Source organism: Streptomyces sp. NPDC005799, assembly GCF_040630525.1.
Lineage (GTDB): Bacteria > Actinomycetota > Actinomycetes > Streptomycetales > Streptomycetaceae > Streptomyces > Streptomyces griseorubiginosus_B.
In genome coordinates this window covers 15,176-38,659 of record NZ_JBEXXQ010000060.1, presented here as the reverse complement: position 1 = coordinate 38,659, position 23,484 = coordinate 15,176, and the positions used below count along the sequence as shown (strand labels likewise).

The 23,484-nt window shown below is 72.4% G+C and carries 20 protein-coding genes, 1 tRNA gene and 1 pseudogene; 13 read left to right on the top strand and 9 right to left on the bottom strand.

Going from position 1 to position 23,484, the window contains the following annotated elements:
- The first annotated feature begins 11 nt into the window (after positions 1-11).
- Together ABZ453_RS41260 and ABZ453_RS41255 are read left to right on the top strand one after the other, a co-directional pair.
- A complete protein-coding gene (locus ABZ453_RS41260; protein ID WP_359023617.1) occupies positions 12-1,346 on the top strand; it encodes an SDR family oxidoreductase in 1,335 nt (444 codons plus the stop codon).
- Complete coding sequence (locus tag ABZ453_RS41255) at positions 1,343-2,560, top strand: ribonuclease inhibitor (RefSeq protein ID WP_359023615.1); 1,218 nt, start codon at positions 1,343-1,345, stop codon at positions 2,558-2,560. The genes ABZ453_RS41260 and ABZ453_RS41255 overlap by 4 nt, the downstream gene beginning before the upstream one ends.
- A gap of 5 nt (positions 2,561-2,565) precedes the next feature.
- Here ABZ453_RS41255 and ABZ453_RS41250 read toward each other — a convergent pair whose 3' ends face one another.
- Positions 2,566-4,389: an AAA family ATPase gene (locus tag ABZ453_RS41250; protein ID WP_359023613.1), complete on the bottom strand. Its 1,824-nt coding sequence runs from the start codon at positions 4,387-4,389 to the stop codon at positions 2,566-2,568.
- 7 nt (positions 4,390-4,396) lie between these two features.
- Positions 4,397-5,800 (bottom strand): hypothetical protein, encoded by a 1,404-nt coding sequence (locus ABZ453_RS41245; protein ID WP_359023611.1) that lies wholly within the window; start codon positions 5,798-5,800, stop codon positions 4,397-4,399.
- A 90-nt stretch (positions 5,801-5,890) separates the two neighbouring features.
- Here ABZ453_RS41245 and ABZ453_RS41240 point away from each other — a divergent pair.
- Positions 5,891-5,966, top strand: a tRNA-Trp gene (locus ABZ453_RS41240).
- A 16-nt stretch (positions 5,967-5,982) separates the two neighbouring features.
- On the opposite strand, the gene ABZ453_RS41235 is transcribed toward ABZ453_RS41240, so the two are convergent.
- The 4 genes from ABZ453_RS41235 to ABZ453_RS41220 form a co-directional block, all read right to left on the bottom strand.
- Positions 5,983-6,819 carry a hypothetical protein gene (locus tag ABZ453_RS41235; protein ID WP_359023609.1) on the bottom strand — a complete coding sequence of 279 codons (837 nt, stop codon included), beginning with the start codon at positions 6,817-6,819 and terminating at the stop codon, positions 5,983-5,985.
- Positions 6,820-6,872: 53 nt separating this feature from the next.
- Entirely contained in the window at positions 6,873-7,847 is a 975-nt protein-coding gene (locus ABZ453_RS41230) for an acyl-ACP desaturase (RefSeq protein WP_359023607.1), read from the bottom strand.
- Between the two features lie 212 nt (positions 7,848-8,059).
- Entirely contained in the window at positions 8,060-8,836 is a 777-nt protein-coding gene (ddaH, locus tag ABZ453_RS41225) for a dimethylargininase (protein WP_359023605.1), read from the bottom strand.
- Between the two features lie 97 nt (positions 8,837-8,933).
- Positions 8,934-10,574: an ABC-F family ATP-binding cassette domain-containing protein gene (locus tag ABZ453_RS41220; RefSeq protein ID WP_359023603.1), complete on the bottom strand. Its 1,641-nt coding sequence runs from the start codon at positions 10,572-10,574 to the stop codon at positions 8,934-8,936.
- 321 nt (positions 10,575-10,895) lie between these two features.
- Here ABZ453_RS41220 and ABZ453_RS41215 point away from each other — a divergent pair, with 321 nt between their 5' ends.
- Positions 10,896-11,516, top strand: a complete 621-nt coding sequence (locus tag ABZ453_RS41215) for a GPP34 family phosphoprotein (protein ID WP_359023601.1) — start codon at positions 10,896-10,898, stop codon at positions 11,514-11,516.
- 51 nt (positions 11,517-11,567) lie between these two features.
- Positions 11,568-12,398, top strand: coding sequence for an isocitrate lyase/phosphoenolpyruvate mutase family protein (locus tag ABZ453_RS41210; RefSeq protein WP_359023599.1), 831 nt, complete (start codon positions 11,568-11,570; stop codon positions 12,396-12,398).
- A 3-nt stretch (positions 12,399-12,401) separates the two neighbouring features.
- Here the strand turns inward: ABZ453_RS41210 and ABZ453_RS41205 are convergent, their stop codons facing one another.
- Positions 12,402-12,815 (bottom strand): SsgA family sporulation/cell division regulator, encoded by a 414-nt coding sequence (locus ABZ453_RS41205; RefSeq protein WP_356772742.1) that lies wholly within the window; start codon positions 12,813-12,815, stop codon positions 12,402-12,404.
- A gap of 272 nt (positions 12,816-13,087) precedes the next feature.
- On the opposite strand from ABZ453_RS41205, the gene ABZ453_RS41200 reads away from it, so the two are divergent.
- The gene (locus ABZ453_RS41200; RefSeq protein WP_359023597.1) at positions 13,088-14,140 is read left to right on the top strand and encodes an oxidoreductase; all 1,053 of its coding nucleotides are present in this window, start codon (positions 13,088-13,090) and stop codon (positions 14,138-14,140) included.
- Between the two features lie 51 nt (positions 14,141-14,191).
- Complete coding sequence (locus ABZ453_RS41195) at positions 14,192-14,530, top strand: plasmid stabilization protein (RefSeq protein ID WP_359023595.1); 339 nt, start codon at positions 14,192-14,194, stop codon at positions 14,528-14,530.
- 10 nt (positions 14,531-14,540) lie between these two features.
- Here ABZ453_RS41195 and ABZ453_RS41190 read toward each other — a convergent pair whose 3' ends face one another.
- Positions 14,541-14,837, bottom strand: coding sequence for a YciI family protein (locus ABZ453_RS41190; RefSeq protein ID WP_359023593.1), 297 nt, complete (start codon positions 14,835-14,837; stop codon positions 14,541-14,543).
- A gap of 50 nt (positions 14,838-14,887) precedes the next feature.
- Here ABZ453_RS41190 and ABZ453_RS41185 point away from each other — a divergent pair.
- Both ABZ453_RS41185 and ABZ453_RS41180 read left to right on the top strand, forming a co-directional pair.
- Positions 14,888-15,568, top strand: a pseudogene (locus ABZ453_RS41185) (endonuclease V); the annotation flags it as partial.
- A 514-nt stretch (positions 15,569-16,082) separates the two neighbouring features.
- Positions 16,083-16,241, top strand: a complete 159-nt coding sequence (locus tag ABZ453_RS41180) for a hypothetical protein (RefSeq protein ID WP_356772750.1) — start codon at positions 16,083-16,085, stop codon at positions 16,239-16,241.
- A 6-nt stretch (positions 16,242-16,247) separates the two neighbouring features.
- On the opposite strand, the gene ABZ453_RS41175 is transcribed toward ABZ453_RS41180, so the two are convergent.
- Positions 16,248-17,426: a saccharopine dehydrogenase NADP-binding domain-containing protein gene (locus ABZ453_RS41175; RefSeq protein WP_359023590.1), complete on the bottom strand. Its 1,179-nt coding sequence runs from the start codon at positions 17,424-17,426 to the stop codon at positions 16,248-16,250.
- 182 nt (positions 17,427-17,608) lie between these two features.
- Between ABZ453_RS41175 and ABZ453_RS41170 the strand changes: the two genes are divergently transcribed.
- From ABZ453_RS41170 to ABZ453_RS41155, 4 genes are read left to right on the top strand one after another with little or no spacing between them, the layout of a single operon-like run.
- Positions 17,609-18,748, top strand: a complete 1,140-nt coding sequence (locus ABZ453_RS41170) for a CaiB/BaiF CoA-transferase family protein (protein WP_359023588.1) — start codon at positions 17,609-17,611, stop codon at positions 18,746-18,748.
- Positions 18,745-19,887 (top strand): acyl-CoA dehydrogenase family protein, encoded by a 1,143-nt coding sequence (locus ABZ453_RS41165; RefSeq protein WP_359023586.1) that lies wholly within the window; start codon positions 18,745-18,747, stop codon positions 19,885-19,887. Before ABZ453_RS41170 ends, ABZ453_RS41165 begins: the two co-directional genes overlap by 4 nt.
- A gap of 25 nt (positions 19,888-19,912) precedes the next feature.
- On the top strand, positions 19,913-21,127 hold the full coding sequence (locus ABZ453_RS41160) for an acetyl-CoA C-acetyltransferase (RefSeq protein WP_359023584.1): 1,215 nt from the start codon (positions 19,913-19,915) through the stop codon (positions 21,125-21,127).
- 34 nt (positions 21,128-21,161) lie between these two features.
- The gene (locus ABZ453_RS41155) at positions 21,162-23,357 is read left to right on the top strand and encodes a 3-hydroxyacyl-CoA dehydrogenase NAD-binding domain-containing protein (protein ID WP_359023582.1); all 2,196 of its coding nucleotides are present in this window, start codon (positions 21,162-21,164) and stop codon (positions 23,355-23,357) included.
- Positions 23,358-23,484 lie beyond the last annotated feature (127 nt).

Sequence of the window (23,484 nt, the reverse complement as noted above, 5' to 3'; positions counted from 1 at the left end):
GGGCGGGACCCATGGACGACGGCGCGGCGATCGGCGACGAGGAGCTGGCCGCCTTCCACCGCACGGTCGGCAGACTGCGCGAGCTGCCCGTCGACGACCCCGTACGCCTGCGTGCCGAGCAGGTCGCCGCGTCCTTCGCCCGCGACGGACGGCTGCGGCGCCGCAAGGCGCGCGGTGCCGAGACCTCCGCCGCCGTCGCCGAGGCGATGGCGGCGACCGCGACCGGCGCCCTCGACCGGCGCGAGGACGCGCCCCTGGCCGTCCCGGGCGACGCCGGCCGCTTCCGAAAGCCCCGCAGCTGCTACGTCTGCAAATCGCCCTATCGACAGGTCGACGCCTTCTATCACCGCCTCTGCCCCCGCTGCGCCGCCGACAACTCGGCTCGCCGGGGCCTGTCCACCGATCTGAGCGGACGCCGCGCGCTGCTCACCGGCGGCCGGGTGAAGATCGGCTTCCAGCTGGCCCTGATGATGCTGCGCGACGGCGCGGAGCTGCTGGTCACGAGCCGCTTCCCGCACGACACCGTGCGCCGCTTCCGGGCCGAGCCGGGGAGCGCGAAGTGGCTCGACCGGCTGACCGTACTCGCCGTCGACCTGCGAGACCCCCGTCAAGTACTCGGTCTGTGCGAGGAGTTGCGGCAGGAGGGCGAGCCGCTGGACATCCTCGTCAACAACGCCGCCCAGACGGTGCGGCGACCGCCCGAGTCGTACGCGCTGCTGGTCGGGGGCGAGTACGACGCGCTGCCCGAGGGGGCCAGACGGGCGCCTGGCTTCACGTCGATGCGGGCGCTGACCGGCGGCGTGGCGTCGCTGCCGGCCGCCCTGCGCGAGGCCGACGAGGCGGGCCTGCTGCCCGACCCGTCCCCGGACAACTCCTGGTCCGCCCGGCTCGGCGCGCTCGACCCGGCCGAGGTCCTGGAGACCCAGCTGGTCAACGCCCTCGCCCCGGCCCTGCTGTGCGACCGCCTGCTGCCCCTGCTGCTCGCCTCGCCGCACCCGCGCCGCTACGTCGTCAACGTGACGGCCGTCGAGGGCCGTTTCGCGGTCCGCAACAAGATGGCCGGCCATCCGCACACCAACATGGCCAAGGCCGCCCTCAACATGCTCACCCGCACCGGCGCCGCCGAACTCGCCGAGCAGGGCGTGCACATGTGCTCCGTCGACACCGGCTGGATCACCGACGAGAACCCGGCCCCGAAGAAGCGGCGCATGGCCGACGCGGGTTTCCGCACGCCGCTGGACGTCGTGGACGGGGCGGCGCGGGTGTACGACCCCATCGTGCGCGGCGAGGCGGGTGATCCCGTGTCGGGGGTGTTCCTGAAGGACTACCGGGAGGCGGAGTGGTGAGCGAGGAACCCGAGGACCTCGTGGAGGAGGGCGCGGGCGCGGCCTCCGCCGGTTTCGCCGGAGTGCCGTCCCTCGTGCCCCGTCCGGCCGCCGAACTGGCCCCGCTGCTCGACTGGTTGCGCGCGGGCCGACCCGCCGGTGAGCGGCTGGACTTCACCGCGGGTACGGCGCTGCCCGACGGGCGCCTCGACCTGTGCAAACAGGGCCTGGGCGCGCAGGGCGCCGCCCTGGTCGCCGACGCGCTCGCCCAGGGGCCTTCGCCGGTACGGCATCTGCTGCTCGGGACCGACGGGCTGGGCGATGACGGGGCGGCCGTCGTGGCCGGTTCGGGTACCGGCGTGGAGACGCTCTACCTCGGCTGCAACGGGATCACCGAGGGCGGCGCCTGCCGGATCGCCGACCAGCTGCGGGCCTCGCCGCAGGTCGTCACCGGGGTGTGGCTCAAGCGCAATCCACTGGGCGCGGGGGGCGGCCGGGCGGCGGCCGAACTCATCGACGCCGCACGGTCCTTGCGCACCCTCGACCTCGTCCAGACCGGCCTGGACGCGACGGGCGCCGCCGTGCTGGCGGACGCGCTGCTGGCGGCGGCGGGCAACGGCCGTCGGATCGAGCGGCTCTTCGTCGGCGGCAACCCGCTGGGGGAGGCCGGAGCACGGCCGCTCGCCGAACTGATCAGGGCGGGCGCGATCGACGAACTGTACGTGTCCGCCGCCCGGTTGGGCGACGGCGGGGCGGTCTGCCTCGCCGAGGCCCTGGAAACGGCACCGCACGGACGGCTCACCCGTCTGTCCGTCGCGAGCAACGGCATCGGCCCGTCGGCGGTGGCCCGGCTGGTGACGGCGGCGACCGCCGCCGGGGTGCGGCTGCTGGACCTCGGCCGGGTACGGGCGGCCGCGGTGCTCGGCGCGGCGGACAACCATCTCGACCTCGCCGCCGCCCAGTCCGTCGCCGACGCCCTCGCGGACACTCCCGGCCATCGGCTGACCCATCTGGTCCTCAGCCACACCGGCATGCGCAGCCGCGAGGCCCACCGCCTCCTGGACACCGCCCCGCGCGCCACCACGGCCACCCGGTTCGTCCTGGGCCGGGGCATCGCCGCCAGCGTCAAGCGCCGGCTGGACGCCCTCAGCGCCCATGTCCCGCCGCCGTCGGTCCCGGCGGACGTGGCGGCCGTACGCAGCGTGCACCGCACCCCGCCGCCGGCCCGCGGCTGACGGCGTCACCGCCGCATCGCCATGAACACCTCCGTCCAGAAGCGCTGTTGGGGCACGGACGCCCCCACCAGATAGGTGGCCCGCAGCTTCGCCGGCAGCAGGGCCACCAGACGGGTCACCACGCCCCGGTGCTTCTTGAGCTGGGACAGCTCGGCGTTGGCGAGGATCTGGTGGACCATGTCGCTGTCGTCGCCGCCCTCCGTGGAGTGGTCGGCGGCACGGCGCAGACGTGCCTCCCACAGCTCCGCTTCGCGGGCGAGCTCACGCAGCCCCGTCACCGGGCGGCCCTTGAAACGGTCGATCAGCGCGGTGAGCGGCACGGGCGCGTACTCGCCGTCGCCGAGGTAGACCGTGCCCATCTCCAGCGGCAGACCGCGCCGGTGCAGCTTGATCAGCCGCTCCAGGGTGCGCTTGGTGATCCAGGCCCGTCCGTCGTCGTCGATGTCGTGCTTCCACCACTCCAGGACCGTCTCGGCGTCCGTGCCGTAACGGGCGAGCAGCCACTCGTTGGCCGGGATGTCCTCCGGCTCCACCTGCAGCGAGGCCGTGAAACGGGTCGCCTGGGCGATGTTGTTGCGCGCCACCAGCATCTTGCGGCCCAGATGGTACGGCGGATTCTGCACCGCGATCTGAGCGCGCAGGTTCTCGATCCGCCGGCCCGCCAGCGACCACTCCTGGGTGATCTCCATGAGTTTGGCGAAGGCGGCCTTGTCCTTGGGCCGGTTGTACTCGTCCCACACGATCGCCTTGGGCTCCGGCCCGGTGAACTTGGCGGCCAGCAGATTGTCGAGCGTGCCGTCGGCGGAGGGGATCGGCGCGCACAGGTCCTCGACATTCGTCACCGGCAGCGAGAAGTACAGCGCGTCACGGCCCAGCCCCGCCCGCACCGTCTCCCGCACCAGCTCCGTCTTCCCGCAGCCCGGCGGCCCCTGCAGCAGGACCGTCCAGCGGTTGCGCAGCGCCGCCCGCACGACCTGGCGCACCGGGTCGGGGACCGTCGCCGGGTTGGGCACGCCCAGCGCCTCGGCGACACGGTCCAGGATCTCGGCCGTACGGTTCTGGCCGGGGCTGCCGTCCGGGCCCGGCTCGGCCAGCCGCAGCCGCTCCCCGTCGACCAGGGGCAGACCCCAGCGCAGCGGGAAGCCCTCCCCGGCGTTCGCCAGGACGTGGTCCAGGGTGCGCGGGGACAGCAGTTCGCGCAGGGCGGGAGACAGGGACGCCCACAGCGAGAACACCGGACGCAGGTCCCACCGGCGGTACTTGGCCGACAGGTGCCGCCGCCACGCGGTGTCGTTGGCCGTGATCCGCAGCGTCACCATGCGGTCCAGGAGCGCGAGGTCGCTGCGCCGGGCGGAGGTCTCGGCCAGCGACTCGTTGTCGGTGAGGAAGACGCCGACGCAGCCCAGGGCGCGCAGATCGTGCTCGCCGAGCGTCCAGTTGCAGGCGATCTGCATCAGCTGCGACTGGATCGTCTCGCCCGCCTGCAGGGAGTCGTCGATGAGCAGCACGAAGGGCCGGCCGGGCTTGAGCTGGCTCATCACCAGCTGCCGCAGCACCAGTTCGCCGGTGTGCGGGTCACGCACCGGTGCGTTGACGAGCAGGTCGTCCGGGGTCAGGTTCGCCGCCGGGACGTACACCAGGGTCGCGTCCGGATACGCGCGGGCGATGTGCGAGAAGAACGTCGCCGTCTTGCCGATGCCGTGCTCGCCGAAGACCTGCCCCGTCTGCTCCATGTCGATCATCGCGTCGATGAAGGCCTCGAGGCGGGAGACCTCCCCGGCCCCGCGCCCGTCCGCGGCCGTCCCTGACGGCCGTGCCTCGGTGGTCATCCGTCCCTCACCCCGATCCAGTCGTGACGCGATGGCAGTCCATCGCCGGGTCGTGCGCCTCGGGCCACTCGCTGCCGCCCTCCGTGATCAGCCAGATCCATTTGTCCGGTTCGGCGGGCGTGATCGGCGGGGCGTATCCGTCGGTGAGCATCACGACGGCGTCCGGGGTGACGTCGAACCGTCGCCCGTTCACCGCCGTGCGCCCCTCCACGTAGTCGGCGACGGCCTGGAAGCTCGTTCCGCCCCCGCCGAGGACCCGCTCGCCGGGCTTGAACGGCATCACCTGCCCGTCGAAGGACAGCCAGTGCGCCTCGACCCCGTCGATCCGCCCGACCAGCCGGGTCAGCCACTCGACCACGTGCTCCGGCATCGAGCCCGACGTGTCATACGCGATGACGAGCACCTTCTCCCGCACCGGGCCGCGCCGGGAGAGCATCGGGTCCTGGCCCAGCGCGGCGAGCAGCGCGCCCCGCTTTTTCGGGTACACCAGTCGCTCGCCGTCGCGGAGCTTGGAGCCCAGCACGTCGACCAGCCAGCGCTGCCACCAGTGGACCGTGCCCGTGCGGGTGGTCTCGCCGCGCAGCGCGCCCGCGCCGAGGCTGCCCCAGATCCGCGCCGCCCGGGTGTTGCCGTCCTCGGTGCGGCCCATCAGGTCCAGCAGCTCACGCTCCGCGCCCGCGTGCCCCCGCCGGGCCGCCAGCAGGGCGTTCAGCAGCGCGGAGGACGCCACCGCGTCGACGGTCTCCTGGTCGGCGGGGACGGCCCCGTCCAGCAGGTGCACGCACAGCCGGCGCTCGGGCACCGGCGGGCGGTGCATCCGCTTCAGCTCGCCGTACACCCTCATGTCGGTCTCGGTGAACGTGTCGTACGGCACCGGCTGCAGAGCGTGCGCCGTCAGGTCCGCGACGTACGCCTCGTACACCGCGCGCGGGTCGACGCCCGTGGGCCGGCCCGCCAGCAGCGGCAGGTCCCGCCGCCCGAGCCGGACCAACGCCACATGGTTGATGGACACCTCGCAGGCCAGGTCGAAGACCGGGTCGGCGCGCAGTTCGGGGTCGGCGAACAGATGCCGGTGCACCAGATGACGTGCCTCGTGGAACAGCACGAACTTGACGCCGTCCAGGCCGAGTCCGACGAAGAAGTCCGGGTTGTAGAGCAGCAGGCAGGAGCCGTCGCCGGAGGCCACCACGGCCGCCGTGTCGACGGCGGTGGTCGGGATCTGGTGATGGCACTTGGCGTACAGCCACGACGCCACCGCCGACTCCGTGAGCCCGAAGTCCAGCAGCGCGGCCTCCTTAAGCCGCCGCGCCTCCTCGATCACGGCCGCCTCCGCCGGGCGGTACCGCTCCAGCGCCCTGCGGTCGCCCAGGCCGACCACGGGGACACGCCGCCCCCGCTCTCCGTACACCATGACGAGCCCCCCGTACCGGATCTCCCCCGTGCCTCATTGGTAGCAGCGCCCACTGACAACGGGCCAACGCATTACGCTCGGGCGGCAAGGGCGGGGCCGTAGCGCAGAGGCAGGCGCACCGGTCTCCAGAACCGGGACACGCTGGTTCGAATCCAGCCGCCCCGCCCCCTCCTGGCGCCGGGTCAGGCGATCGCTCCCGCCGTCATGATCAGTTCCGGAGCGGTGCCGTGGAACGTCCCGAGGAGCTGGGCCAGCACCGCCCAGGCCTCCTCGCGGCCGGCCAGGTGGTCGCGCACGAGCGGGCGCAGTGCGTCCTCCGCCTCGTGCACGCGCGCGGGGAACATCACGGGGCCGAGGGAGAGCACCTTCAGCACCTGCGCGGCGGGGCCGTGCGCGGTCGCGTACTCACCGGGGCCGGAGAGGATCCCGGCCTGGCGGACGCGGTGGGTGAACTTGGCGTGGCTGCCGAACTGCGCGCGCAGGGCCTGCGGGCAGTCCGGGCGCACCGACAGCGCCCAACGGGCGTACCCGGGCAGCGGCTGCTCGCGGTCGGCCTCGGTGACCGTCCGCCAGTCGCGGTGTCCGAGGACCATGGAGGCTGCCTGTCGGGCGGGTTTCATGGCGGTGACGGCCCGCAGGGTCGCGACGAGTCCCCGCCCGGCGAAACCCTCCGGCTCCGGCGGTTCGTCCGCGTGCCGGAGCAGTACGTCGTCCACCGGCAGGCTGTCCGTGCGGCCCGGCCCGAACGGGAGGCCGCGCAGCACCGCCCGCCGCATCGCCGGGTCGGCCGAGACGTGCCCGTACACGACGGCGTTGAGCTCCGGGTCGTCCTGCTCCAGGATCCACAGCAGCACCGAGGCCGGGACCCAGGACTGCTTCAGGACGGCGTAGGTGATCCGGCGTTCCTCCGCTGCGACCGCGGGCACGCCGATCCGCCGCCGTACCCGGTCGGCGTCCTCGGTGTCGAGCATCCGCAGCAGGAAGCCGACCGCCCGCTGTGTCGTGCCGTCATCATGCATGGCCGCATGATGACCCAGGTGGTCGGCGATCCGCACCGGAGATTCGGCTGTCGTCAGGCCCCTGCCCGAGCCGCCATGCGCGCCTTGCGCGCCGCCAGCTTCTCGTCGAACTTCGAGGCCTCCGCGTCGAGCCCGCCCATGAACATCCCGAGTTCCTCCTGCGCCTGGCGGCCCTCGCCGCCGAGGCCGTCGATGTCCAGGACCTTCAGGAAGCGCAGCACCGGCTGCAGGACGTCGTCGTGGTGGATGCGCAGGTTGTAGACCTCGCCGATCGCCATCTGCGCCGCCGCCCGCTCGAAGCCGGGGATGCCGTGGCCGGGCATGCGGAAGTTGACGACGACGTCCCGGACCGCCTGCATGGTCAGGTCGGGGGCGAGCTCGAACGCGGCCTTGAGGAGGTTGCGGTAGAAGACCATGTGCAGGTTCTCGTCGGTCGCGATACGGGCCAGCATCCGGTCGCAGACCGGGTCGCCGGACTGGTGGCCGGTGTTGCGGTGCGAGATGCGGGTCGCGAGCTCCTGGAAGGCGACGTAGGCCACCGAGTGCAGCATCGAGTGGCGGTTGTCCGACTCGAAGCCCTCGCTCATGTGGGCCATGCGGAACTGCTCGAGCTTGTCCGGGTCGACCGCGCGGGAGGCGAGCAGGTAGTCCCGCATCACGATGCCGTGCCGGCCCTCCTCGGCGGTCCAGCGGTGCACCCAGGTGCCCCAGGCGCCGTCGCGGCCGAAGAGCGAGGCGATCTCGTGGTGGTAGCTGGGCAGGTTGTCCTCGGTGAGGAGGTTCACCACGAGCGCGATACGGCCGATCTCGGTGACGCTGGACTGCTCCTTGTCCCAGGCCTCGCCGTCCTCGAAGAGGCCGGGGAAGTTACGGGCGTCCGACCACGGCACGTACTCGTGCGGCATCCAGTCCTTGGCGACCTGCAGATGCCGGTTGAGTTCCTGCTCGACCACTTCCTCCAGGGCGTACAGCAGCCGGGCGTCGGTCCAGACGGCAGGGCTGCCGAGGTGCGGGGAAGTGATCGTCACGGGGACTCCAGGGGACGGGCGACACAGGGGAATCACCGGCGAGCGGCGCCGGAACCTACGGAATCGTAGGCTACGAATCCGTAGGTTACGATTCCGTAGGTTAAGCGCGCTGTAAAGATTGCTGATCAGGCCCCTGTCAACGGCGTCCGGGAGTGTCCCGGACAGTCCCAGGACCCGCAGGTCCGGGGCCGAAGGGGCGAGGCGTTCACCCGTCAGGCGTACAGCTCCCTGAGCCGCACCGAGAGGCATGTCACACAGCCTTCGAGCTTCTCGAACTCGCTGATGTCGACCACAACGGGCTCGAAGCCGAGGTCGGCCAGCAGCTCGGCCGTCTTCGGCGCGCTCGCGGCCATCAGCAGTTTGCCGCCGTCGAGCAGCACCACATGGGAGCCGGCCTCCTCGGGCACCGACAGGAAGCGCGGGAACAGCGAGGGCCGGTCGACCTTCGGGATGTGCCCGATGACCGTCCCGTCCGGCAGCGCGGTGACCGCCGACTTCAGGTGCAGCACCTTGCTCACCGGTACGGCGACGACCTGGGCGCCGAGCGGTTCGAAGGCGGCCCGCAGCTGCTGCACCCCGGCCGCGTTGGTGCGTCCGCCGCGGCCGACGTAGATCGTGTCGCCGATCTTCAGCACGTCACCGCCGTCCAGGGTGCCCGGGTCCCAGATCCAGTTCACCGAGCAGCCGAGGCGGGCCACGGCCTCCTCGACCCCCGTCGTCTCCTCGCGCCGCGACTCGGCGCCGGGCCGGGTGATCAGCGCCACGTTCTTGTACATGACGACCGTGTCCTCGACGAACACGGAGTCGGGGCAGTCGTCGGCCGGGTCCACCTCGACCGTCTCCCAGCCGTGCTCCCGCAGTGCCTCGACGTAGCCCTCCCACTGCTCCAGCGCGAGGTCCGTGTCGACCTTCTCCCGCTCGATGTGCGTCACCAGACCTTCGGCGAGGCGCGGGCTGGGGCGGCGGACGAGGGCCTTCTTGCTGGGCACGACGGGACTCCGTATCGGCGGGACGGTGGACCGGGCCCCGTACGGGACCCGGTCCGCCATCATGCAGGGCGGATCCGCGCAGACAAAACCCCCACGGTCAGGCTGTGCCCCTGTTGAGACCGGGCCGGCCCATCTCCTCCGGCGCCGTCTCCCGCAGCTCGCCGTCGAGCAGCAGCCACCGGGTGATCCCGATCGACTCCAGGAACGGCAGGTCGTGACTGGCCACGATCAGCGCCCCCTCGTACGACTCCAGGGCCGTGGTCAGCTGCCGGACGCTCGCCATGTCGAGGTTGTTCGTCGGCTCGTCGAGCATCAGCAGCTGCGGGGCCGGCTCGGCGAGCATCAGCGCCGCCAGGGCCGCCCGGAACCGCTCGCCGCCGGACAGCGTCGCCGCCTTCTGGTCGGCCCGGGCGCCCCGGAACAGGAAGCGGGCAAGGCGCGCCCGCACCCGGTTGTTGGTGGCCCCCGGCGCGAACCGGGCCACGTTCTCGGCGACCGTGAGCTCGTCGTCGAGCACGTCGAGCCGCTGCGGCAGGAAGCGGAGCGGCACCTGTGCGTGCGCCTCGCCCGACACCGGCGCGAGCTCCCCGGCGATCGTGCGCAGCAGCGTCGTCTTGCCCGCGCCGTTGCGCCCGATCAGCGCGACCCGCTCCGGCCCGCGCAGATCGAGCCCGCCCGCCACGCGCGCGCCGTACGCGAGCTCCAGGTCCAGCAGGGTGAGCACGGTACGGCCCGGGGGGACGGCCGTGTACGGCAGGTCGACGCGGATCTCGTCGTCGTCCCGTACCGCCTCCACCGCCTCGTCGAGCCGTTCCCTCGCCTCGCCGAGCCGCTCCTCGTGCATGATGCGGTGCTTGCCCGCGGACTCCTGCGCCGCCCGCTTGCGCGCCCCCATGACGATCTTCGGCTCGCGCTTCTGGTCCCACATCTTCTGCCCGTACCTCTTGCGGCGGGCCAGTTTGACCTGGGCGTCGGCCAGTTCGCGTTTCTGCCTGCGGAAGTCGGCCTCGGCGACGCGCACCATCCGCTCGGCCGCCTCCTGTTCGACCGCCAGCGCCTCCTCGTAGGCGGAGAAGTTGCCGCCGTACCAGGTGACCTCCCCGGAGCGCAGATCGGCGATCTGGTCGACGAGGTCGAGGAGTTCACGGTCGTGGCTGACTACCACCATGACCCCCGGCCAGGCGGACACGGCCGCGTACAGCCGCCGCCGCGCGTACAGGTCGAGGTTGTTGGTCGGCTCGTCAAGCAGCAGGACGTCCGGGCGGCGCAGCAGCAGGGCCGCAAGCCGCAGCAGCACCGACTCGCCGCCGGACACCTCGCCGATGGTGCGGTCCAACTGGATGTGCCCGAGCCCGAGTTCGCCCAGGGTGGCGAGCGCGCGCTCCTCCACGTCCCAGTCGTCGCCGACCGTCTCGAAGTGTTCCTCGGCCACGTCACCCGCCTCGATGGCGTGCAGCGCGACCCGCTGCGCGGCGATGCCGAGCGCCTCGTCGACCCGCAGCCGGGTGTCGAGCGTGACGTTCTGCGGGAGGTACCCGACCTCGCCTGCGACGCGCACCAGGCCGTCGGCCGGGGTGAGCTGACCGGCGATCAGCTTCAACAGGGTGGATTTTCCCGACCCGTTGACCCCGACGAGCCCGGTCCGGCCGGGGCCGAAGGAGACGTCCAGGTCCTCGAAGACGGGGCTGCCGTCGGGCCAGGCGAAGAAGAGGGACGTGACAGTGATGGAAGCAGACATACAGGACCTCGCGGTTGCTCGATGCGGTCAGGGGCAAACGCGTATCGAGACACCGGCGACCACGGACGGCCGAAAGAGCCCTGCGAGGAAGGGGGCATGAAAAAAGCCCTGCTCCGCCGGGGACGGCTCACCTGCCGAGGTCGCACACGGCACACACCAGTGGTGGGTGACACGGTGTCTCAGGACCTCAGAGGAGCAACGTCCTTCTCCGATCGACGGCAACAGAACCGTCATACACCGTACGAGCGCCGCTGAGCGCCGTCAACGAATTAACGTGACCCCCGGATCGCCCCGCCGATCGCACCGCACCAAGGAGACCTCGTGCCGCACGGTTCGCTCTCGCTCCCCGCCCGGCTGTGCCTGCTGGCCTGGGACTCCATGCCCGAGGCCATGGGCACCGCCCATCTGGTGCGGGCCGGGGCCCTCACCGAACTGGCCCGGCGTGGCCTGCTCACCGACGAGGACGGCATCGTCACCCCGGCCGACATGGACAGCCTCACCGCGGACCCGGTCCTCGACGGTCTCCTGGAACTCGTCCGCGAGTCCCTGCCGCACCGGTGGCGGACCTGGGTGACGCTGCACGCGCGCGTGACGTCCGACGCGGTACGCGAGCAGCTGACCGCCGACGGCTGTCTGCGGGCGGAGCGTAAACGGGTCCTCGGAGTCTTCCCGAGTGTGGATCACGTACTGGAACGCACCGACGTCGTGGAGTCGCTGCGGCAGGAGGCGCGAGGCCTTCTGGAGCGGACGCCGCCGGTCGCGGAGGTCTCGGAGGAGGAGGCGGCCGCCGTGGCCCTGGCGGTCGCGGCAGGGCTGCCCGCGCTGCTGCCGGACGGGGACCGAGAGCGTCACAAGGATCGGGTCGAGGAACTGATCGGACGAACAGGGGTGAGCGGGGTCCTGAGTGAGCTGTGCTCGGCCCTCGCGACCGTGCCGCATTGATGTCGGATTCCTGCCAGCCCCCGCCCTGCGACGGCTGGTTGGCTGAGGCGCATGACGACGACTCGGCGCGACCGCGCCCTCGCCTTCCGTGCCCTGCACGTCCCCGGTGATCCGCTGGTCCTGCCGAACGCCTGGGGCACCCCGAGCGCCCTCATCGTCGCGGACGCCGGTGCCGCGGCCGTAGCGACCACCAGCGCGGGCCTGGCCTGGGCCCTGGGCTTCGCCGACGGCGACCTGCTGGACCGTGACACCGCCCTCGCCGCCGTCGCCCGCATCACGGCCGCGGTGGACGTGCCGGTCAGCGCGGACATCGAGAGCGGCTATGCCAAGGACCCGGCGGGCGTCGCCGACACCATCCGCGCGGTCATCGAGGCGGGCGCGGTCGGCGTGAACATCGAGGACGCGCTCCACGAGCCGGGAGCACCGGCGTTGCGTCCCGTCGCCGAGCAGGCGGAGCGGATCGCCGCAGCCCGCACGGCCGCCGACGAGGCGGGCCTGCCCCTGTTCATCAACGCCCGGATCGACACCTACCTCCGGGGTCCCGCGGAAGTGGCCCCCACCCTCGAACGCGCCGAGGCCTTCCTGGCCGCGGGAGCCGACGGGGTCTTCGTCCCTGGAGCGGTCGACCCGGGGACGGTGGAGCTCCTCGTCGACGGCGTCGACGGACCGCTGAACGTGATGGCCGGCCCGGGCGCGCCGTCCGTCCCGGAGCTGGCCGCCCTGGGCGTCGCCCGTGTGAGCACCGGCTCCGCCATCGCCCAGGCCGTCCATGCCCTGGTGCGTGCTGCCGCGCGGGAACTGCTGACGGCGGGGACCTACGGGTCACTGGCCGGCGGGCTGGACTACGGCGAGCTCAACACCCTGCTGGGCGGGGCGTGTTGACGCTCAGGCGTCCCGCATCAGCTCCGCCAGGCCGTTGTCCAGGTCCAGCTGCAGGTGCTCCAGGCCGACGGGTACCAGCTCGTTCGCCGCGCCGAGGAAGCGCCGTACCTCCTCCGAGCGCACATGTACCACGGCCGTGCCCTCGGGGGCGTGGAACTCCAGGACGGTGCGGTCGTACCCGTACGGCCGTACCCGGACGTCGCCGTGCCCCTCCGGCTCCTCGAGGCCTGCCGAAAGAAGTTCGCGCGAGAAGGTCCAGCAGACCTCCACGCCCTCCAGCGTGGCAGGCGCCGGGAAGGTCATTCTGACCGCGAACGGGTCGCGGCGGTCGTAGTGCAGGGTGGCCGGGATGCTCGGCATACGCGGCGCGGCGGCCACGAGGCGGGCCTCGACGGGCTGATCGATGACAGTGGACAACGCCTTGCTCCCTTGCTGCGGCTGGACGGGCCTGGCGGAGTGATCGGACCGGGCACTGCTAGAGACGCCGGAACCGGCCGATCCGTGCACAGGAATGTCGAGTGACCTCCGTCACCGCGTTCATTCACAGAAGTGACGAGTCCCACCTCCCGTGCCCCGGTGGGCACTTGTGACCCGCGCGGCCCTCTGGACGCCGTCCGGCCGGTCGGCTAGCTTCGCCCGCCATGAGGCGCTCGGGGAAGACACGAGGGACGAGACGGACGGTTCGGGCGATGGCGGTGGTGGCCGTGTGCTCGGCGGCACTGGCGGCCCTGACCGCCGTACCGGCGCAGGCGCACGAGCCGGGACACCGGGCACCGCACTGGGAACTCAAGGACACCGGCAAGCCGGACGTTCGCTTCCGCGGGCTGTCGGCCGTGGGCCGGGACACCGCGTGGGTGGCGGGAACCGGGGGCACCGTGCTGCGCACCACCGACGGCGGGGCGAGCTGGCGCGACGTCTCCCCGCCCGGCGCCTCGGACCTGCAGTTCCGCGACATCGAGGCCTTCGACGCACGCCGGGCCGTGGTGCTGGCCATCGGCGAGGGCGAGGCGTCCCGCGTCTACCGCACCGACGACGGCGGCGCGACCTGGACCGAGTCCTTCCGCAACTCCGACGCGGCGGCCTTCTACGACTGCCTCACCTTCTTCGACTCCCGTCACGGCCTCGCGATGAGCGACCCGGTGGACGGCCGGTTCCGCATCCTGTCGACGAGCGACGGCGGCCGCTCCTGGAAGGTGCTCCCCGGCAAGGGCATGCCGGCCGCCCTCGACGGCGAGGCGGGCTTCGCGGCGAGCGGACAGTGCCTGGTCGCCTCCGGACCGTCGGACGTGTGGCTGGCCACCGGAGGCGGGGCACGCGCGCGTGTGCTGCACTCCCGTGACCGCGGACTGACCTGGACGGCCGCCGACACGCCGATCCCGGCCGGCGACCCCGCCAAGGGCGTCTTCGCGCTGGCCTTCCGTGACCGCGTCCACGGCCTCGTGGTCGGCGGCGACTACCGCCCCGACCAGGCCTCTCCGCAGGCCGCGGCCCGCACCGGCGACGCCGGCCGCACCTGGCAGCCGGCCGACCGGCCGCCGCCCGCCTACCGCTCCGGCGTGGCCTGGCTCCCGCACAGCCGCACCGCCGCCCTCGCCGTCGGCCCCACCGGAACCGACCTCACCACCGACGGCGGCCGCACCTGGCGGACGGTCGACACGGGCTCTTACGACACCGTGGACTGCGCCGGTCATGGCTGCTGGGCGGCGGGGGAGCAGGGGCGGGTGGCACGTCTGCAGCGGTGACGTGCCGGAATCCGGGTACCCGGTCGCCGACTGCGAAAGGAGTGAGCGACGATGCCCGCAGGTTCCAGCCCCAAGCGTGAACGTCAGTACGAGCACATCAAGGAGAGCGCCGAGGACCGTGGCGAGAGCACCGGACGCGCCAAGGAGATCGCGGCCCGCACGGTCAACAAGGAACGCGCCCGGTCCGGTGAGTCGGAGACCGCCAGCCGCAGCTCGACGAAGGACATGTCCTCCAGCAGGCGCGGCGGTCAGCGGTCGGGCAACCGGACCGGCTCCCAGGGGCCGACCCGGGACCAGCTCTACAACGAGGCCAAGCAGCGCGGTATCGAAGGCCGTTCGAACATGAACAAGGACCAGCTGCAGCGCGCGCTGAACTCGAAGAAGGGCTGAGCCGCGCGATTCAGCCCTCGGTCTCGCGGAACCGCTCCAGGGCCGGGGCCGTCCTCGTCGCGTCGAACTCGGTGACGCGGTACGCGCACACGCCGCCGGTGGCGAACGGGTCGCCGGCGGCGATCTCCTCGGCCTGGGCCCGGTCCTCGGCGAGGGCGAGGATGATCCCACCGTCGCGGGGGTTCCTGCGCCCGGCCAAGAGGAAGACGCCCTTGCCGAACTGCTCGTCCAGCCAGGCGACATGGGCCGGAAGCAGGGCGTCCACGGCGTCGAGCGGGGCGGTGTAGGTGAGTTCCAGTACGAACATGATCGCGAGCCTACGCAGCTTTGGCACGGGCCCGTAGGCTCGGTCCCATCATGACGACCGTACGCGCTCCCGCGGGCTGGCCCGCGACCGAGGACCAGGCCCGTGCCGTGCAGGACGAGTTGCGGGCGCGGGTGGTGCTGGACGAGACCGGGCCGCCGCCCGGTACGGGGCGGGTGACCGGCGTCGACGTGGCCTACGACGACGAGCTGGATCTCGTGGCGGCCGCCGCGGTGGTCCTGGACGCTGCGACCCTCGACGTGGTCGCCGAGTCCACCGCGGTCGGCCGCGTCTCCTTCCCGTACGTCCCCGGCCTGCTCGCCTTCCGCGAGCTCCCCACGGTCCTCTCCGCCCTGGAAAGCCTGCCGTGCGAGCCCGGCCTGGTCGTCTGCGACGGCTACGGCCTGGCCCACCCCCGCCGCTTCGGCCTCGCCAGCCACCTCGGGGTCCTGACCGGCCTGCCCGCCATCGGCGTCGCGAAGAACCCGTTCACCTTCGCCTACGACGACCCGCCCGCCCCGCGCGGCAGCGCCTCCCCGCTCCTCGCGGGCACGGAGGAGGTCGGCCGCGCCCTGCGCACCCGGGAGTCCGTCAAGCCGGTCTTCGTCTCCGTGGGCCACCGCGCCACCCTCGACAACGCCTGCGCCCACGTCCTCGCCCTGACCCCCACCTACCGCCTCCCGGAAACGACCCGCAGAGCGGACACCCTGTGCCGCCGGGCCCTGCGGGAGGCGATCTCGCCGGCCCAGCCGGTCGCGGACGCGGCGGCGGCCGATCCCACCCGGTCCTGGGGGCGCGCCTTGTTCGAAAGCCGGCGCGACCCGGTGACCTGGGCGGGCCGGGTGCTCGCGGCGGCGGCCGGCCCTGACCCGGAACCGGGCATACGGGCCGCCCTGGAACTGGCCGGCGAGCGCGACCGGTGGCACCGGGGGCGCGAGGTGTTCGAACTGGTGCGAGGGAGCAGGCCGCTCGACAGCGAGCAGCCCGCCGAGAGGGAGCGGATCCTGTTCCGGCTCGCGGAAGTGGTGGGCAAGCTCGCCCACAACGTGGCCGGGCCGCCGCCGTACTTCGACCACCACGCGGGATGGCAGATCGGCCCGCTGGCCTGGCGCTTCGCCACCATCACCGAGGACGCCGAGGCGAGGGAGCGGATCGTCGACGCCCTGGGGGAGCGGCCGCCGACTGAGTACCCGGACTGAGTATCCGTACGGATGTGGGCGCACATGCCCGCTCGGCAGGCTTGGCCGCATGACGACGCACCGTGCCCGGGCCGCCAAGCCCCGGCCCCTCGCCGACCCGAACCGTCCCGTCGAGCGGGCCGTGAACCTCGCGCTGGTCCTCGCCGTGCTGGCGGGGCTGGGGTGGATCTGCGGGATGATCTACACCGTGGCCGGTTGGTCGCTGTAGGGCCCGTCAGCGGCTCGCGGCGACCCGGAAGGTGAGGCCGGCCCGGAGCAGCCGCTCGGTCAGGGCGTCGCCCATCGCGACCGCCGTGGTGACCTGGCCGGCCGTCTCCGGAAGGTCGTCGAGGGCCAGGGCCAGCGCCGACTCGGCGAACATCTTCGCCGTCTCGTCGTACCCGGGATCGCCGCCCGCGACCTCCGTGAACACCCGCCGGCCGCCGCCCTCGCCCACGAAACGCACCGAGAACCAGCTCTTGGCGCGCTTCTCCGCGCTCGGTCCGTCCCCCGGCTTGACCCGGTCGGACAACCAGCGCCGGGCGGGGGGCAGTTGGGCCGCCGTGACCAGCGCGCCCATCGCCGCCACCCCGCCCAGCGCCACCGGCAGACGCCGTACGGCCGCGTAGTGGCGGTAGCGGAAGTCAGGACCGTAGCGGTCGAGCGCCTTCGCCGACCGGTGCACGATCTGCGGGTCGATCGTCGGCAGCGGCAGCGCCCACGCGCCGATCTCCTTCGCGAACCGCGGCGCCCCCGTCGGCGCCGCCGCCCGCCGGCCCACCAGGCGCGGTTCGTGCCGCCGCCGGTCCCGTTCGGCGGCCAGCATCGGCCGCAGCCGGGAGAACTGGTTCAGCGCGGACGCGAACGTGCCGCCCGAGAAGGTGGCGTCGGCGGTGACGAACCCGTCGACCGTCAGTGGGACCCCCTCCGGCAGCTGCCGGACGGTGAAGTAGGCGCCCAGGTCGTGCGGGATCGAGTCGAATCCGCAGGCGTGCACCAGCCGGGCGCCGGTCTCCCGCGCGCGTGCGTCGTGCCGGACGTAGGTCAGGTCCACGAACTCCGGCTCACCGGTCAGGTCCAGGTAGTCGGCGCCGGTGTCCGCGCAGGCGGCGACGAGGTCCTCGCCGTAGCTCGTGTACGGCCCCACGGTCGTGGCCACCACGCGCGCGTGCTCGGCGAGTTCGCGCACCGAGTCCGGCTCGGCCACGTCCGCGCGCAGCAGCCCGACCTTCTCTGCGGCGGGCAGCCGTTCGCGCAGCTGCTCCAGCTTCCGCTCGCTGCGTCCCGCGATCGCCCAGCGCAGTCCCTCGGGGGCGTGCGCGGCGAGATACTCCGCGGTCAGCGTCCCCACGAAGCCCGTGGCTCCGAAGAGCACGATGTCGTACGGACGGTCCGTCCCGTTCAGCCTGCTCATGACACTCCTCGGTCCGCACCACGCGCCGTTGTCGGTGGCCGAGGCTAGCGTGAGGAGACGGCGGAGCCGACGCGGACCCCGACAATTGGCTAAGCGCTTGCTCGCCCAGGTCTTGTGTTCAGTGGAACGTGTTCTTAGCATCACTGGTGTTACATCAGTTGTGTCACAGCGCTGGGGGCTGGATGGCAACGGCAGGGACGCCGCCCGGGCAGGGCCCGCTCGCCGGCGTGCGCGTGGTCGAGCTGGCCGGCATCGGGCCGGGCCCGTTCGCCGCCATGCTCCTCGCCGACCTGGGCGCCGACGTCGTGCGCGTCGACCGCCCCGGCGGCGTGGGCCTCGCGATCAAACCCGAATTCGACGTCACCAACCGCAACAAACGCTCGGTGATCGTCGACCTGAAGGCCCCGGACGGCCCAGCGCGCGTCCTCGACCTGGTCGAACGTGCCGACATCCTCGTCGAGGGCTACCGCCCGGGCGTGGCGGAGCGCCTCGGCGTGGGTCCCGAGGCCTGCCACGCCCGCAACCCGGGGCTCGTCTACGGCCGCATGACCGGCTGGGGCCAGGACGGCCCGCTCGCCCCGCGCGCCGGCCACGACATCGCCTACATCGCCCTCACCGGCACCCTCGGCCTGATCGGCGAACCGGACCGGCCCCCGGCCGTCCCCGCCAACCTCCTCGGCGACTACGCGGGCGGCTCCCTCTACCTGGTCGTCGGCGTCCTCGCCGCCCTCCACCACGCGCGCGCGGGCGGTACCGGCCAGGTCGTCGACGCCGCCATCGTCGACGGCACCTCCCACCTCTCCGCGATGCTCCACGGCATGCTCGCCGCCGGCGGCTGGCAGGACCGGCGCGGCGCCAACCTCCTGGACGGCGGCTGCCCGTACTACGGCACCTACGAGACGGCCGACGGCGGGTACATGGCGGTCGGCGCCCTGGAACCCCAGTTCTACCAGGAGTTCGTGACCCTGCTCGGCCTTCCCGAGCACGCCGGCGACCGCAAGGACTGGACCCGCTGGGGCGAGCTGCGCGAGGCGGTCGCGGCCCGCTTCAAGTCCCGTACGCGCGACGAGTGGACGGCCCTGTTCCAGGGCACCGACGCGTGCGTGGCGCCCGTACTGTCGCTGCGCGAGGCCCCCGGCCACCCCCATCTGGCCGCCCGCGGCACCTTCACCGACCACGGCGGCATCACCCAGCCGGCGCCCGCGCCCCGCTTCTCCGCGACCCCGACGGCCGTGCGCACCGACCCCGCCCGGCCCGGCGCGGACACCGCCGACGTGGCGCGCGACTGGGACGTACCGGACCTCCTGAAGGGCCCCGCATGAAGCGGCTGATCTTCGCCCCCGAGCACGACGCGTTCCGCGAGACCGTGCGCGCCTTCCTGGCGAGAGAGGTGCTGCCCCACTACGCGCAGTGGGAGAAGGACGGCATCGTCTCCCGTGAGGCCTGGCGGGCGGCCGGCAAGCAGGGGCTGCTCGGGCTCGCCGTGCCCGAGGAGTACGGTGGCGGAGGCACCGCCGACTTCCGCTACAGCGCCGTCCTGGCGGAGGAGTTCACCCGCGCGGGCACACCCGGGCTCGCCCTCGGCCTGCACAACGACATCATCGGCCCCTACCTGACCTCGCTCGCCACCGAGGAGCAGAAGGCACGCTGGCTGCCCGGTTTCTGCGACGGCACGCTGATCACCGCGATCGCCATGACCGAGCCCGGCGCCGGCTCCGACCTCCAGGGCATCCGCACGCACGCGGAGGACCGCGGCGACCACTGGGTGCTCAACGGCTCCAAGACGTTCATCTCCAACGGGATCCTCGCCGACCTGGTGATCGTCGTCGCGAGGACGACCCCCGAGGGCGGTGCGCACGGGCTGTCGCTGCTGGTCGTCGAGCGGGACACGGAGGGCTTCGAGCGGGGCCGCAACCTCGACAAGATCGGCCAGAAGGCGCAGGACACGGCCGAGTTGTTCTTCCACGACGTGCGCGTTCCCAAGGAGAACCTGCTCGGCGAGCCGAACGGCGCCTTCGGCCACCTGATGACGAACCTCGCGCAGGAGCGCCTCAGCATCGCGGTCTCCGCCATCGCCGCCGCCGAGCACCTGCTGGAGATCACCACCGCGTACGTCAAGGAGCGCGAGGCCTTCGGCCGGCCGCTCGCCACCAAGCAGCACGTCCGGTTCGAGATAGCGGAGATGGCCACCGAGTGCGCTGTCACCCGGACCTTCCTCGACCGCTGCATCGAGGACCACTCGAACGGTGAACTCGACGCCGTGCACGCCTCCATGGCCAAGTGGTGGGCGACCGAACTGCAGAAGCGGGTCACCGACCGCTGCCTCCAGTTGCACGGCGGCTACGGCTACATGAGCGAGTACCCCGTCGCCCGGGCCTTCACCGACGGCCGTATCCAGACCATCTACGGCGGGACCACCGAGATCATGAAGGAGATCATCGGCCGTTCCCTGCTGGGCTGACCCTCACCCTCGAAAGGCGTTCCACGTGAGCACCGAAGCGTATGTGTACGACGCGATCCGCACCCCGCGCGGTCGCGGCAAGGCCAACGGCGCCCTGCACGGCACCAAGCCCATCGACCTGGTCGTCGGCCTGATCCACGAGATCCGCGGCCGCTTCCCGGACCTCGACCCGGCCGCGATCGACGACATCGTGCTCGGCGTCGTCGGCCCGGTCGGCGACCAGGGCTCCGACATCGCCCGCATCGCCGCGATCGCCGCCGGGCTGCCGGACACGGTGGCGGGCGTGCAGGAGAACCGCTTCTGTGCGTCGGGCCTGGAGGCGGTGAACATGGCCGCCGCCAAGGTCCGCTCCGGCTTCGAGGATCTCGTCCTGGCGGGTGGCGTGGAGTCCATGTCGAGGGTGCCGATGGCCTCCGACGGGGGCGCCTGGTTCAACGACCCGATGACCAACCTGGCCGTCAACTTTGTGCCGCAGGGCATCGGCGCCGACCTGATCGCCACCATCGAGGGCTTCTCCCGCCGGGACGTCGACGAGTACGCGGCCCTGTCCCAGGAGCGGGCGGCCACGGCCGTCAAGGAGGGCCGCTTCGACCGCAGCGTCGTCCCGGTGAAGGACCGCAGCGGCCTGACCGTCCTCGACCACGACGAGCACCTGCGCCCGGGCACCACCGCCGACTCCCTCGCCAAACTGAAGCCGTCCTTCGCGGACATCGGCGACCTCGGCGGCTTCGACGCCGTCGCGCTGCAGAAGTACCACTGGGTGGAGAGGATCGACCACGTCCACCACGCCGGCAACTCCTCCGGCATCGTCGACGGCGCCTCCCTGGTCGCCATCGGCACCGAGGAGATCGGCGAGCGCTACGGGCTCACCCCCCGCGCGCGGATCGTCTCCGCGGCCGTTTCCGGCTCCGAGCCGACCATCATGCTCACCGGCCCCGCGCCCGCCACCCGCAAGGCGCTCGCCAAGGCCGGGCTGACCATCGACGACATCGACCTCGTCGAGATCAACGAGGCCTTCGCCGCCGTCGTCCTGCGCTTCGTCAGGGACATGGGCCTCTCGCTGGACAAGGTCAACGTCAATGGCGGCGCGATCGCGCTGGGCCACCCGCTCGGCGCCACCGGCGCGATGATCCTCGGCACGCTCGTCGACGAACTGGAGCGCCAGGACAAGCGCTACGGCCTCGCCACGCTCTGCGTGGGCGGCGGTATGGGCATCGCCACCGTCGTCGAGCGCATCTGACCCCCTCCCACGGATCACACGGAGCACACCCCTCATGAGCACTGAGCCCACCACCATCCGCTGGGAACAGGACCGCACCGGCGTCGTCACCCTCGTCCTCGACGACCCCGACCAGTCCGCGAACACCATGAACCAGGCGTTCCGCGACTCCCTCGCCGTGATCACCGACCGTCTGGAGGCCGAGAAGGACTCCATCCGCGGCATCATCCTCACCTCCGCCAAGAAGACCTTCTTCGCGGGCGGCGACCTGCGCGACCTCATCCGCGTCACGCCCGAGACCGCGCAGGACCTCTTCGACGGCGGCATGGCGGTCAAGCGGAACCTGCGCCGCATCGAGACCCTGGGCAAGCCGGTCGTCGCGGCGATCAACGGCGCGGCCCTCGGCGGCGGTTACGAGATCGCCCTCGCCTGCCACCACCGCATCGCCCTCGACGCGCCCGGCTCCAAGATCGGCTGCCCCGAGGTCACCCTGGGGCTGCTGCCCGGCGGCGGCGGAGTCGTCCGCACGGTCCGCCTCCTCGGCATCGCCGACGCGCTCCTGAAGGTGCTGCTCCAGGGCACCCAGTACGACCCACGGCGCGCGCTCTCCCAGGGTCTCGTCGACGAAGTCGTCGACACCCCCGAGGAGTTGCTGACCCGGGCCCGCGCCTTCATCGACGCCCACCCCGAGTCGCAACAGCCCTGGGACAAGCCCGGCTACCGCATCCCCGGCGGCACCCCCGCCAACCCCAAGTTCGCGGCCAACCTGCCCGCCTTCCCGGCCAGCCTGCGCAAGCAGACGGGCGGCGCCCCCTACCCGGCCCCGCGCAACATCCTCGCGGCGGCCGTCGAGGGCTCCCAGGTCGACTTCGAGACCGCCCAGGTCATCGAAGCCCGCTACTTCGTCGAACTGGCCGCGGGCCAGACCTCGAAGAACATGATCCAGGCGTTCTTCTTCGACCTCCAGGCCGTCAACTCCGGCGCCAACCGCCCCCAGGGCGTCGAGCCGCGCCAGGTCCGCAAGGTCGCCGTCCTCGGCGCCGGGATGATGGGCGCCGGCATCGCCTACTCCTGCGCCCGCGCCGGCATCGAGGTCGTCCTGAAGGATGTCTCCCTCGAGGCCGCGGTCAAGGGCAAGGGCTACTCCGAGAAGCTGTGCGCCAAGGCCGTCTCCCGGGGCCGTACCACCCAGGAGAAGGCCGACGCCCTGCTGGCCCGCATCACCCCCACCGCCGATCCCGCCGACACGGCGGGCTGCGACGCGGTGATCGAGGCCGTGTTCGAGAACCCCGAACTCAAGCACAAGGTCTTCCAGGAGATCCAGCACATCGTCGAGCCGGACGCCCTGCTGTGCTCCAACACCTCCACCCTGCCCATCACCGCGCTGGCCGAAGGCGTCGAGCGCCAGACGGACTTCATCGGACTGCACTTCTTCTCGCCGGTCGACAAGATGCCGCTCGTCGAGATCATCAAGGGCGAGCGCACGGGCGACGAGGCCATCGCCCGCGCCTTCGACCTGGTCCGCCAGATCAAAAAGACCCCGATCGTCGTCAACGACTCCCGGGGCTTCTTCACCTCGCGTGTGATCGGACACTTCATCAACGAGGGTGTCGCGATGGTCGGCGAGGGCATCGAGCCCGCGTCGGTGGAACAGGCGGCGGCCCAGGCGGGCTATCCGGCCAAGGTGCTGTCCCTGATGGACGAGCTCACGCTCACCCTCCCGCGCAAGATCCGCAACGAGTCGAAGCGGGCCGTGGAGGAAGCGGGCGGTACCTGGGCCACGCACCCGGCCGAGGCGGTCATCGACCGCATGGTCGACGAGTTCGGCCGCACCGGCCGCAGCGGGGGAGCGGGCTTCTACGACTACGGCGACGACGGCAAGCGCGCGGGTCTGTGGCCGGGCCTGCGCGAGCACTTCACCAAGCCGGGCCACCAGATCCCGTTCGAGGACATGCAGGAACGCATGCTCTTCTCCGAGGCCCTCGACACGGTCAGGCTCCTGGAGGAGGGCGTCCTGACGTCCGTCGCCGACGCCAACATCGGGTCGATCTTCGGCATCGGGTTCCCCGGCTGGACGGGCGGTGTCCTGCAGTACATCAACGGATACGACGGCGGCGCCGGGGCAGGTGTCGGACTGCCCGGTTTCGTCGCCCGCGCGCGGGAGCTGGCGGACCACTACGGGGAGCGTTTCACCCCGCCGGCCCTGCTGGTGGAGAAGGCGGAGAAGGGGGAGCGCTTCACGGACGCCTGACGGGGCGGACCGGCGACGGGGTGGGGGCCGTCGTGGGGTGAGGGCCGTCGTGGGGTGAGGGCCGTCGTGGGCAAGCCGTACAGCTTGGCCGTACGGCGCCTTGCCTCCGGCGCCCGACCCCCGCACC